This is a genomic window from Eubacterium multiforme (genome assembly GCF_030813415.1).
GTDB lineage: Bacteria > Bacillota > Clostridia > Clostridiales > Clostridiaceae > Clostridium > Clostridium multiforme.
Genome location: NZ_JAUSUF010000003.1, coordinates 99636 through 112550 on the forward strand (window position 1 = coordinate 99636; position 12915 = coordinate 112550).

Annotated in this window: 11 protein-coding genes; all 11 read left to right on the forward strand. The window is 29.2% G+C overall.

Going from position 1 to position 12915, the window contains the following annotated elements; genetic code table 11:
• Positions 1–142 precede the first annotated feature (142 nt).
• The 11 genes from yqeC to J2S18_RS06720 all read left to right on the forward strand — a co-directional run bounded on the left by yqeC (position 143) and on the right by J2S18_RS06720 (position 12914).
• Positions 143–931, forward strand: a complete 789-nt coding sequence (gene yqeC, locus J2S18_RS06670; RefSeq protein WP_307484867.1) for a selenium cofactor biosynthesis protein YqeC — start codon at positions 143–145, stop codon at positions 929–931.
• On the forward strand, positions 873–1445 hold the full coding sequence (gene mocA, locus J2S18_RS06675; protein ID WP_307484869.1) for a molybdenum cofactor cytidylyltransferase: 573 nt from the start codon (positions 873–875) through the stop codon (positions 1443–1445). Before yqeC ends, mocA begins: the two co-directional genes overlap by 59 nt.
• A gap of 16 nt (positions 1446–1461) precedes the next feature.
• On the forward strand, positions 1462–2265 hold the full coding sequence (gene yqeB / locus J2S18_RS06680; RefSeq protein ID WP_307484870.1) for a selenium-dependent molybdenum cofactor biosynthesis protein YqeB: 804 nt from the start codon (positions 1462–1464) through the stop codon (positions 2263–2265).
• A 2-nt stretch (positions 2266–2267) separates the two neighbouring features.
• Positions 2268–3071, forward strand: a complete 804-nt coding sequence (locus tag J2S18_RS06685) for an XdhC family protein (protein WP_307484873.1) — start codon at positions 2268–2270, stop codon at positions 3069–3071.
• 43 nt (positions 3072–3114) lie between these two features.
• The gene (locus J2S18_RS06690; protein ID WP_307484875.1) at positions 3115–4872 is read left to right on the forward strand and encodes a sigma-54-dependent Fis family transcriptional regulator; all 1758 of its coding nucleotides are present in this window, start codon (positions 3115–3117) and stop codon (positions 4870–4872) included.
• Between the two features lie 320 nt (positions 4873–5192).
• Entirely contained in the window at positions 5193–6395 is a 1203-nt protein-coding gene (locus J2S18_RS06695) for a YgeY family selenium metabolism-linked hydrolase (RefSeq protein ID WP_307484878.1), read from the forward strand.
• 32 nt (positions 6396–6427) lie between these two features.
• Positions 6428–7621, forward strand: a complete 1194-nt coding sequence (ygeW, locus tag J2S18_RS06700) for a knotted carbamoyltransferase YgeW (RefSeq protein ID WP_307484881.1) — start codon at positions 6428–6430, stop codon at positions 7619–7621.
• Positions 7622–7751: 130 nt separating this feature from the next.
• Positions 7752–9110 carry a uracil-xanthine permease family protein gene (locus tag J2S18_RS06705; RefSeq protein ID WP_307484885.1) on the forward strand — a complete coding sequence of 453 codons (1359 nt, stop codon included), beginning with the start codon at positions 7752–7754 and terminating at the stop codon, positions 9108–9110.
• Between the two features lie 22 nt (positions 9111–9132).
• Positions 9133–10341 carry a diaminopropionate ammonia-lyase gene (dpaL, locus tag J2S18_RS06710; protein WP_307484887.1) on the forward strand — a complete coding sequence of 403 codons (1209 nt, stop codon included), beginning with the start codon at positions 9133–9135 and terminating at the stop codon, positions 10339–10341.
• A gap of 119 nt (positions 10342–10460) precedes the next feature.
• Positions 10461–11789 (forward strand): putative aminohydrolase SsnA, encoded by a 1329-nt coding sequence (ssnA, locus tag J2S18_RS06715; protein ID WP_307484890.1) that lies wholly within the window; start codon positions 10461–10463, stop codon positions 11787–11789.
• Between the two features lie 36 nt (positions 11790–11825).
• A complete protein-coding gene (locus J2S18_RS06720; protein ID WP_307484892.1) occupies positions 11826–12914 on the forward strand; it encodes a 4Fe-4S binding protein in 1089 nt (362 codons plus the stop codon).
• The last annotated feature ends 1 nt before the right edge of the window (position 12915 follow it).

Here is a 12915-nt window from a genome sequence, read left to right on the forward strand (position 1 = left end):
CAGATTTTTATTTTAATCTGCTTTTTATTTACAATAAAATCAATATTAGGTTAAATATGGATAAAAAATTATGTATTTTGAAAATAATAACAGTTATAATTTAATTATTAAGCTATGTTTTAGTGAAAAAAAGGAGAATGTAATGGAGCAAAATTTAAGTGAATTAATTGATTTAGAGGAAAAGGATATTATTTCAGTAGTAGGTTCTGGAGGGAAAACTACTTTTATATATACTTTGGCAGAAGAAATTAGAACTAGTAAGGTTATGGTTTCAACTACTACGAAAATGTTTTATCCAAATAAAGATGAAGTAGATAGATTTTGTCTATTAAATGAAGAGGAAAATATAAAAATACATAATGGTATAACTTTTATTGGAGAAGAGAGTCATGAAAAAAATAAGGTAGGATGTTCTATAGATAAAATAAAAAGATATAGTAAGTATTTTGATTATGTATTATTAGAAGGTGATGGTTCTAAGAGAAAGCCACTTAAAGGTTGGAATGAAAAGGAGCCTGTAATAATAGAAGATACAACAAAAACTATTGGAATAATACCTATAAATTTAATAGGAGATAAAATTTCAGAAAGTAACATACATAGAATTGATATATTTAAAGGTTTATGTAAAAAGGAAATTGGTGATGAAATAACAGTAGATGTATTAGCAAAAATTATATGTAATGAAAAAGGTTTATTTAAAAATTCTAAAGGTGAAAAAATATTATTTTTAAATAAAATAGAAAATAGTAAAGATTTAGAAATGGCATGGAGATTGCTTGAAAAATTAATGACAAAAAAGATATCTTTATCCAAAGTTTTAGGAGGAAGTTTAAAGAAAAAAATATATTATGGCTTTTTTAATGGAGGTGATGGATATATTAGCAGTAATAATGGCATCAGGATTAAGCAAAAGAATGGGAGAAAATAAGCTTTTACTAAATTTTAAAGGTAAACCATTAGTTGAGTGGGTTATTTTAACTGTTAAAAATATTGGGTTTAATGAAATAATTCTTGTTTATAAAGATTTAGATGTTAAAAATATAGGTGAAAAATACAATATAAAAACTGTATATAATAAGAATAATTACTTAGGTCAGAGTGCCTCTATTAAAGTTTCTTTAAAAAATTCTATTTTAGATAATGAAGGATATATGTTTTTTACAGGTGATCAGCCTTTAATAAGTGAAGAAATTATAAATATATTATTAGAAGAATTTAATAAGAAAAATGGAATAATAGTGCCAAGAATTAATGGAAGTAATAGTAGTCCTGTAATATTTTCAAAGGAATTTAAGGATGAGTTAATGGAGCTTAAAGGAGATGTTGGAGGTAAAGGAATTATTACTAATAACATTGAAAAGGTTACCTTTGTAGATTTTGATTCACCTTCGAAATTTTGTGATATAGATACAAAAGAAGATTTTAAAAAGTTAGACATTTAAGAGGGAGATAGAAGTTATGAGGGAGATAATAGTTGTTAGAGGTGCTGGCGATATTGCAACTGGTGCAATACAAAAGCTTTATAGATCAGGATTTAAGGTGGTAGCTATTGAAATTAAAAAGCCAAGTTCTATAAGAAGAAAGGTATGTTTAAGTGAAGCTATATATGAGAAAGAGTTTAAAGTTGAGGATGTTACAGCTAAGAGAGCAGATTCTTATGATGAAATTTTTCAAATTTTAGATGAGGACAAAGTATGCATTTTAAATGATGAAAAAGGAGACATAATATCTAAGATAAAACCAATGGCTGTAGTTGACGCAACACTTTGCAAAAAAAATATAGGTACAAATAGAAGTATGGCAGATATAACAGTTGCATTAGGACCAGGTTATATAGCTGGTAAAGATGTAGATATAGTTATTGAGACAAATAGAGGACATGATTTAGGAAGAATAATATTTAATGGACCAGCCCAAAAAAATACAGGGATTCCAGGAATAATCCAAGGTTATGGCAAGGAGAGAGTTGTTTATTCAGAATATGATGGAAATCTTGAAATAATTAAAGATATTGGCTCTATAGTTGAAAAAGGAGAAAATATATGTAAAGTTTCAGGAAATTATATAAAGGCAACTTTAACTGGAGTAATTAGAGGAATGATTAGAAATGGTTACTATGTTAAAAAGGGTCTTAAAATTGCAGATATAGATCCAAGAATAGAACAAAAAAGAAATTGTGATTTAATATCTGATAAGGCAAGATGTATAGGTGGAGCTACTTTAGAGAGTATATTAATATTAAAAAATAGGGGGAAGAGATAATTATGGATGAGAAGGTATTACAAAGTATTATAGATGAATTGTCAAAGGGAGGAGCTATAGCACTTGTTACTTTAACAGAAGCTAGTGGCTCAACTCCTAGAAAAAATGGGTCAATAATGAGTGTAAATAGTGAAGGAAATATTGTGGGATCAATAGGTGGAGGTTCTGTTGAAGCAATAGTTATAAATGAAGCAATTAAGTGCATTAATAATGGAAAAGGAGAAAATTTCTCCTATGATTTAAGTGAAGCTGGAAAAACACAAATGGTTTGCGGAGGGGCAGTAAGTGGATATATAAAGGTATTTAATCCAAAACCAAATCTAATAATTTTTGGAGGAGGACATCTATCACAAAGCTTATGTAAATTAACTGATGGAATGAATTTTAGAAGAACTGTAATTGAGGATAGAGAGGAATTTAAGGAATATGATGCCTTTAAAAATGTAGAAGAATTTATAGTAACTGAAGATCCAGAAAGGGTTAGAAAAATAAATTTTAAAGATAGTTATATTGTTATTGTAACTAGAGGGCATAAAAGTGATGCAAAATGGCTAAGGGAAGTAATTAATGAAGATTATAAATATCTTGGAATTGTTGGAAGTAAGAAAAAAAGCCAAAAGTTAAAGGAAATATTAAAAGAAGAAGGTGTTGAAGAAGATTTAATTAAAAAGTTATATACTCCAATAGGTCTTGATATAGCAGATGGAACTCCACCTGAAATAGCAGTTAGTATTTTATCTGAAATATTACTGGTGAAAAATAATGGTAATTTAAAACATATGAAAGAAGTCAAAAATGGATTATAATAGTATATATGTTAAAAAATTATCGTTAAGAAGGAGATATATAATGTTGCAGATAAATTTAAAAGATATTTCAGATGTAGTAAACAAATATGCTATTTTATTATCAAGTATATTAAAGTTAGATGTAGAAATAGTTGATTACAATATGCAAAGGATTGCAGGAACAGGAATATATAAAAATGGAATAGGAGAAAATATTGAATCTGCAGGTTATGTATATAAGGAATGTATTAATACAGGACAAGCAAAAATAATAGAGAATCCAGGTAAGGATAGTATTTGCATGGAATGCAAATTTAATGGAAATTGCAAAGAGCATATGGAAATTTGTGTTCCTATAATATATGAAGATATAACTTTTGGAGTAATAGGTTTAGTATGTTCAACAGAAAATCAGAAGAAACATTTATTAAATAACTTTAAAACTATGATGAGTTTTTTAGAGCAGATAGCTGAATTTATTTCCATAAAACTAATGGAACAAAATGAAGTTTTAAAAAATAAAAATAGCTTGAAATTTTTAAGACAAATAATTAACTCAATTGATGATGGAATAATAACAATAGATAATATAAATAGTATAAAAATTATTAATAATGTTGCCTTAAAAATACTTAAGTTAAAACCAGAAATTGTTGGGGAGCATATACATATAGAAAAATTAGATGATTATTTTCCAAATAGAGATATTTTTGAAATAAGTATTAAAGAAAATAAATATAAGGTTGTTGGTAAGTTAGTATATAATTTCTTTAATAAAAATGAATGTGAAAAGATATTAATTTTTAATGGATTAAAACGTTTAAAAGATGATGCTGTTATTTTAACTCATGGAAATAATAAAATTAATTGTAATGAAATAGTTGGAAATTCTACAGCAATGAAACAGCTTAAAAAGAAAATAAAGAAAATATCTTATTCAAGATCAACTGTATTAATTACAGGAGAAAGTGGAACAGGTAAAGAACTTGTAGCTAGAGCTATACATTCAGAAGGTAATAGAAAAAATAAGCCTTTTATAGCAATTAACTGTGGAGCAATTCCAGAGAGCCTTTTAGAAAGTGAACTTTTTGGATATGTTAAAGGGGCTTTTTCAGGAGCAAGTTCTAGTGGACGAGTTGGTAAATTTGAGTTAGCTAATACTGGTGTAATATTTTTAGATGAGATAGGGGATATGCCTTTATATCTTCAAGTTAAATTACTTAGAGTATTACAGGAAAGAACTGTTGTAAGAATAGGATCAAATAAATTAATAAATCTTGATATAAGAATTATTGCAGCTACTAATAAGGATTTAAAAAAATTAGTTGCTGAAGGAAAATTTAGAGAAGATTTATATTACAGATTAAATGTTATACCTATTGAAGTGCCACCACTTAGAGAAAGAGGAGGTGATATTGAAATAGTTACTTATGAATTAATAAAAAAATATAATAAGATATTTAATAAATATGTTCATACTGTTCAAGATGAGGTTTTGGAAAGGTTAAATACATATAAATGGAGTGGAAATGTAAGAGAGTTAGAAAATGCAGTAGAACTTATGGTTAATTTATGTGGTGAAGATGGAATAATAACTATGGATATGTTACCTAAAAGTATATTAGATTATAAAAAAAATAATGGTAATGATAGCAATAAAGAAGAAGTTAATGAAATTAAAAACTTAAGAGAGATTGAAAAAGAATATATAAATAAAGCTCTTGATATTTATGGTAGAGATACAATAGGTAAAAAGATGGCAGCAGAAAAGTTAGGAATAGGAATTGCAACTCTTTATAGAAAAATAGAAAATAAATGATAAAAAAAGAAACAATTATCACTTTGATAATTGTTTCTTTTTATCATAAGGAAAATATTATTAAAACTATAACAATGGATGATTATCAAAATGATAACTTTTTATCGTTTTGATAATCATATTTACATTAAGTTAATTTATAGCATATGTTTATTAAATTTATTATGTAAAAGGTTTTATATTTAATATTTTTATCATAAAAATAGTGAAAAAAGACATAATATTTCAAATTAGGTCAAATATTTTTGGCATAGATATTGCTTTAAAATAAAGTAAGATAAAAATTATAAATTTAATAAGAATCAAGGGGGATAAGAAAAATGAATTTTGAAGGAATAAAATTAAGAGCAAAAGAATATGAACCTCAAATGACAAAGTTTTTAAGGGATTTAATTGCTATACCAGGAGAAAGTGCTGGTGAAGAGGGAGTAATTAAAAGAATAGCAAAAGAAATGGAAAGTCTAGGATTCAATAAAGTAGAAATAGACAAAATGGGAAATGTTTTAGGATATATGGGAACAGGAGAAAAATTAATAGCTTACGATGCTCATATAGATACAGTTGGTCTTGGAGAATTAAGTAACTGGGAATTCGATCCATATGAAGGATATGAAAATGATGAAGAAATAGGTGGTCGTGGAGCATCAGACCAATTAGGTGGAATAGTTTCAGCAACTTATGGTGCTAAAATAATGAAAGATATGGGTCTTTTATCAGATAAATATACAGTTTTAGTAACTGGAACAGTTCAAGAAGAAGATTGTGATGGATTATGTTGGCAATATATTTACAATGAAGATAAGGTAAAACCAGAATTTGTAGTAATTACAGAACCTACAAATGGAAACATTTACAGAGGACATCGTGGACGTATGGAAATAAGAGTAGAAGTTAAAGGAGTATCTTGTCACGGTTCAGCTCCAGAAAGAGGAGATAATGCAATTTACAAGATGGCAGATATTCTTCAAGAAGTTAGAGTGTTAAATGATAACTTACACTATGATCCATTCTTAGGAAAAGGAACAATTACAGTATCAGAAATATTTTATAACTCACCATCACGTTGTGCAGTAGCTGATATGTGTGCAATTTCATTAGACCGTCGTTTAACAGATGGTGAAACATTTGAAAGTGCATTAGAAGAAGTTAGAAATTTACCATTTGCTAAAAAATATAATGCAAAAGTAACAATGTATAAATATGAAAGACCAAGCTGGACAGAATTAGTTTACCCAACAGAATGTTACTTCCCAACATGGGTAATTCCAGAAGATGCACCACAAACAAAAGCAATGGTTGAAGCATATGAAGGAATGTATGGAACACCAAAGGTTGATAAGTGGACATTCTCAACAAATGGAGTTTCAATAATGGGAAGATATGGAATACCATGTATAGGATTTGGACCAGGTAGAGAAGAAGAAGCACATGCTCCAAATGAAAAGACATGGAAAGAAGACTTAGTAAGATGTGCAGCAGTTTATGCAGCAGTACCAACAATATATTGTAGAGATAATAAATAATTAATAAGAGGGAATTGGAAGGAGAAATACTTATGACTTTAATGGACAAATATGTAAAAGAATTAAACAACTTAAATTTCGAGGAAATGTATAACAACGATTTTTTCCAAACATGGGAAAAATCAGAAGATGAATTAAAAGCTGTTTTTACTGTAGCAGAAGCTCTTAGAAATTTAAGAGAAAATAATATTTCATCAAAAATATTTGATAGTGGTCTTGGAATTTCATTATTTAGAGATAATTCAACTCGTACAAGATTCAGTTTTGCTTCAGCTTGTAACTTACTAGGATTAGAAGTTCAAGATTTAGATGAAAAGAAATCTCAAATATCTCATGGTGAAACAGTAAGAGAAACTGCAAATATGATTTCTTTTATGGCTGATGTTATAGGTATACGTGATGACATGTATATTGGAAAAGGTAATACTTACATGAGAAATGTTGCTAAATCAGTAAAGGAAGGTTATGAAGAAGGAGTACTAGAACAAAGACCAACTCTTGTTGATTTACAATGTGATATCGACCATCCAACTCAACTTATGGCAGATACTCTTCATTTAATAAATGAATTTGGAGGAATTGAAAACTTAAAGGGAAAGAAAGTTGCTATGACTTGGGCTTATTCTCCATCTTATGGTAAACCACTATCAGTTCCACAAGGAGTTATTGGATTATTAACTAGATTTGGTATGGACGTTGTTTTAGCTCATCCAGAAGGATATGAAGTAATGGAAGAAGTAGAAGAAGTAGCTAAGAAAAATGCTAAGTTATCAGGTGGATCATTTACAAAGACAAATTCTATGGAAGAAGCATTTAAAGATGCAGACATAGTTTATCCAAAGAGCTGGGCTCCATTTGTAGCTATGGAAAAACGTACTGAATTATATGCACAAAATGATCAAGAAGGAATAGATAAATTAGAAGAAGAGTTACTTAAACAAAATGCTAAACATAAAGATTGGGAATGTACAGAAGAATTAATGAAGACAACTAAAGATGGAAAAGCCATCTACTTACATTGCCTACCAGCTGATATTACAGGAGTAAGCTGTGAAGCTGGAGAAGTTGAAGCTTCAGTATTTGATAGATATAGAGAATCACTATACAAACAAGCAAGCTTTAAACCTTATGTAATAGCAGCAATGATATTCTTAAGCAAAGTTAAGAATCCACAAGAAGTTTTAGCAAAATTAGAAAAGGATCATAAAGAAAGAGTAATTAAATAACAATTTTTTATAGACTCTTATTAATTTTTAATTTACATCTAATGAATAGCTAACCCTTTAATAAGAGTCTAGATAAATCTTTTATATTAGTTTATGGCAAGTAAAGAATTTATTAAAAGGGGGAGCTAATATGAAATTAGACGACAAATCTTTACTGTTTAATTTTAATGGAAAACCTACATTCAAAGAGATATTACCTCTAGGATTACAACATGTTGTAGCTATGATAATTGGTTGTGTTACACCAGCTATAATAGTTGCAGGAGTTGCAAATCTAGGACCTTCAGATAAAATTTTATTAATTCAAACTTCTCTGATATTTTCAGGGATGGCAACACTTATACAGATATTCCCTATATTTAGGAATATAGGTTCAGGACTACCAATAATTATGGGGGTAAGTTTTGCTTATGTACCAACACTAACAGCTATTGCAGGAGAATTTAATATTGCAACTATTTTTGGGGCACAGTTAATAGGTGGTGCAGTTGCTATTTTATTTGGTATATTTGTTAAAAAATTAATAAAATTTTTCCCACTTATAGTAACAGGTACTGTTATATTTTCAATAGGATTATCACTATACTCTGTAGCTATTAAATATATGGCTGGAGGAGTTGGAAGTCCTACTTTCGGTTCACCTAAAAACTGGGCTGTTGCAATTATAACATTAGCAGTTGTAATATTCTTAAATCACTTTACTGACGGAACTTTAAAACTTGCTTCAATATTAATGGGAATAATAGTTGGATATATTATTTCATTATTTTTAGGTATGGTTTCCTTTGATTCAGTTGTTTCAGCAGGATTTATTCAAATGCCTAAATTTATGCATTTTGGAATGAGCTTTAATGCTACGGCAATTATATCTATGGTTATAATGCATATTGTAAATTCAGTTCAAGCAATTGGAGATTTATCAGCAACAACAAGCGGAGGTATGGATAGAGTTCCAACTGATACAGAACTTTCTGGTGGGATTATAGGTAATGGTATTTCAAGTATACTAGGATCATTCTTTGGATGTATGCCAACTGCAACATTTAGCCAAAATGTTGGTATTGTAACTTTAAATAAAGTTATAAATAAATGGGTATTTGCCTTTGCTTCAATAGTAATAATTATAGCAGGAATAGTTCCTAAATTTGCAGCAGTACTAACAAGTATTCCTCAATGTGTTCTTGGAGGAGCTACTATATCAGTATTTGCAACTATTACAATGACAGGAATTAGAATGATTTGTAAAAGCAAACTTACTAATAGAAATGTAACAATTGTAGGTTTATCAGTAGCTTTAGGAGTAGGAATTGTAGAGGTTCCAAATGCATTAGCATTATTCCCAAGTTGGGCTGTTTCAATATTTGGAAAATCATCAATTGTCGTAACAACATTAGTTGCCATTTTATTAAATTTAATATTGCCAAAGGATAAAGAAGAAATGAAGGTAGAAAAATTAGATGTAGATGTAAATGAAAATAGTGAAAAATAAACATATTAAGGGAGAGAGCGCAATGGAAAAGATTAAATGGAAAGAGAATACACTTCCTAAAAATAAAGAAAGTGCGGATTTACAATTTTTAAGTGAAGAAGAAATAAATAAAGTTAAAAACTTTCATTCAAGCTTTCCTCAATATAAAGAAACACCATTAGTTTCTCTAGATAATTTAGGAAAGTACTTAGGACTTGAAAATGTTTTTGTAAAGGATGAATCTTTTAGATTTGGATTAAATGCCTTTAAGGTTTTAGGTGGATCTTTTGCTATGGCAAAATATTTAGCTAATAAGTTAAATATGGATATAGCAGATTTAACTTATGAAAAATTAGTATCACCAGAAACTAAGGAAAAGTTAGGAGATATACTTTTCGTAACAGCTACAGATGGAAATCATGGAAGAGGAGTAGCTTGGACTGCAAATAAATTACAACAAAAAGCAGTAGTTTATATGCCAAAGGGATCTTCAAAAACAAGATTAGAAAATATAAGAAAAGAAGGAGCAGAAGCTTCAATTACTGATGTAAATTATGATGATGCTGTAAGGATTGCAGTACAATATGCAAAGGAAAATAATGGTGTAGTAATTCAAGATACTGCTTGGGAAGGTTATGAAGATATACCAGCATGGATAATGCAAGGATATGGAACTATGGCTTTAGAAGCAATAAATCAATTAAAAGCACAAGGAATTGATAGACCAACTCATGTATTTGTTCAAGCTGGAGTAGGTTCTTTAGCAGGAGCTGTACAAGGTGTATTTGCTTCAATATTTAAAGAAAATTGTCCTAAAACTGTAATAGTTGAAGCTAATCTTGCAGATTGCTTATATAAATCAGCAGTAGCTAATGATGGTGAATTAAGAAAAGTAGATGGAGATATGCCAACTATTATGGCTGGACTTGCTTGTGGAGAAGCAAACATAATAGGATGGGAAGTTCTTAAAAATTATTCTAAGGTATTCGTATCTTGTCCAGATTGGGTTTCATCAAATGGTATGAGAATATTAGGAAACCCTATGGGAGATGACAAGAAGGTAACTTCAGGAGAATCAGGATCTGTTTCACTTGGATTATTATATGAAATTATGAAAAATCCTGAATATAAAGAATTAAAGGATAGCTTAGAATTAGATGAAAATTCAAAAGTATTAGTATTTAGTACTGAAGGAGATACAGACCCAGCAAGATATAGAGAAATTGTATGGGAAGGTAAATTTGGGAAATAGAATTTAGCTAAATAATAATACAAAAATATAGTAGGGGTGTTAGTTTAAAATTAAAGAGAATTTTAAATTTTTACTAACACCTTTATTTGCAATTTTCTTTAAATAAAGGAGATGATAATGTGATTTTGGTTGGAAATGGAAATGTAATAACTCAAGATTGTAATAATCCTTTCATAGAAAATGGATGTATAGCTATAGAAGGAAATATTATAAAAGATATAGGAAATACAGAAGAAATAAAATCAAAATATAAAAACTATGAATTCATTGATGCAGAAGGAAAGTTAATAATGCCAGGGCTTATAAATACTCATGGACATATATACAGTGCCTTTGCAAGAGGAATGAATTTAGATGGACCAGTTTCAAAGGATTTTTTAGATATATTAAATAATTTATGGTGGAGGTTAGATAAGAGCCTTAATTTAGAAGATATTAAGTATAGTGCTTATGATACTTTAATGGATAGTCTAAAATTTGGAGTAACTACATTTTTTGACCATCATGCAAGTCCAAATGCTGTAGAAGGAAGTCTTTTTACAATAGGTAAAGTTGCTGAAGATCTTGGTATAAGAGCCTGTCTTTGTTATGAGGTATCAGATAGAGATGGAGAAGAAATATTAGAAAAGGGTATTAAAGAAAATATTGATTATATAAATCATTGTAAGGAAGACAATTCTAATATGAAATCAGCAATGTTTGGAATGCATGCAAGTTTCACTCTTTCAGATGAATCATTAAGAAAATGTGTAGAAGCAAATAAAAATTCAAATTGCGGATATCACATTCATGTGGCAGAAGGAATTGCAGATGAAGAGAAGTGTTTAGAAGAACATGGTATGAGGGTAGTTGAAAGACTTAATAAGTTTGGAATATTAAAAGATGATACTATTGCAGTTCATTGTATACATACAGATGAGAAAGAAAAGGATATATTAGCTAAATCCAATACTATGATAGTTCATAATCCAGAGTCTAATATGGGAAATGCTGTAGGTGTGTGTCCAATTATAGATTTTATGAATAGAGGAATAACTGTAGGACTTGGAACAGATGGATATACTCAAGATATGTTTGAGTCTATGAAAGTTGCAAATATAATTCATAAACATAATTTAAAAGATCCTTCAGTAGCATGGGGAGAAGTACCTGTAATGTTATTTGAAAATAATAGGAAAATAGCTGAAAAGTATTTTGAAGGAAAAATTGGAGTTCTTGAAAAGGGAGCTAATGCTGATGTTATAGTAGTAGATTATGATCCTTTAACACCAATGAATGGAAATAACTGTAATGCTCATATTTTATTTGGAGTTATGGGTAAATCTGTGGATACAACTATAGTTAATGGAAAAATAGTAGTTAAAGATGGAAAAATTTTAAATGTAAATGAAAAAGAAATACTAGCTAAATCTAGAGAAGTTAGTCAAAAGTTATGGAATAGGATTTAAAGAAATATATAGTTTAATTTAAGAGGAGAGATTTATATGGCAAATTTAAACGTTAACATATTAGGGATGAAATTTAAAAACCCAATTTTTACAGCAGCAGGACCGGGAGCTAAAGACGGAAATCTTTGTATTAAGGCAGTAGAGGGAGGAGCTGGTGGAATAGTAACAAAAACTATTTCTGTAGATCCAGCACCAGTTCCAAGACCATGTATGGGAAAAACAAATTCAGGGTTTTTAAATACAGAACTTTGGTCAGAACTTCCAAAGGAACAATGGATAGAAAGTGAATATAAAAAAGCAAAATCAACAGGTGCTCCAGTAATAGTAAGTATGGGATATAGACCAGAACAAATTAGAGAGGTAGCACCACTTGTTAAACCTTTTGCAGATGCAGTTGAATTATCAACTCATTATGTAGGAACAGATGTAGCTCCAATTGTTGAAGCTATGAAAGCAGCAAAGTCTGCATTAGATTGTCCTGTATTTATGAAAATGAGTCCACATACTGATATTCAAAAAATTGCAAAGGCTCTAGAAGATGCAGGTGCTGATGGACTTGTAATGATAAATTCTTTAGGACCTTGTATGGCAATAGATGTTGAATCAGGTTATCCAATAATGGGTAGTGAAAAAGGATATGGATGGTTATCAGGTTCTCCAGTAAGACCAGTTGCTATAAGAAATATATATGATGCTTCACGAGTAGTTAAAATTCCTATAATAGGTGTTGGCGGGGTTACTTGTGGAAGAGATGCAGCTGAAATGTTAATGGCTGGAGCTTCAGCAGTACAAGTTTGTACAGAAGCAATATTAAAGGGACCTAAGATATATGGAAAGATAGCAAAAGAATTAAATGAATTTTTAGATAGTCATGGATATAAAGATGTTAATGAAATTATAGGACTTGCACATAAAAAGGCTGATGAAAGAGATTTTAGAACAAAATCAATTCCACCAAAAGTTAATTTAGATGAATGTATTAAATGTGGTCAATGTATAACTAGCTGTGTATATGATGCTATTGAAATAAAAGATAATTTAATAATAGATGAAGATAAATGCTTTGGTTGTGGATTATGTGTAACAAGATGTCCAAAACATGCATTAACAATTCAATATAAATAAT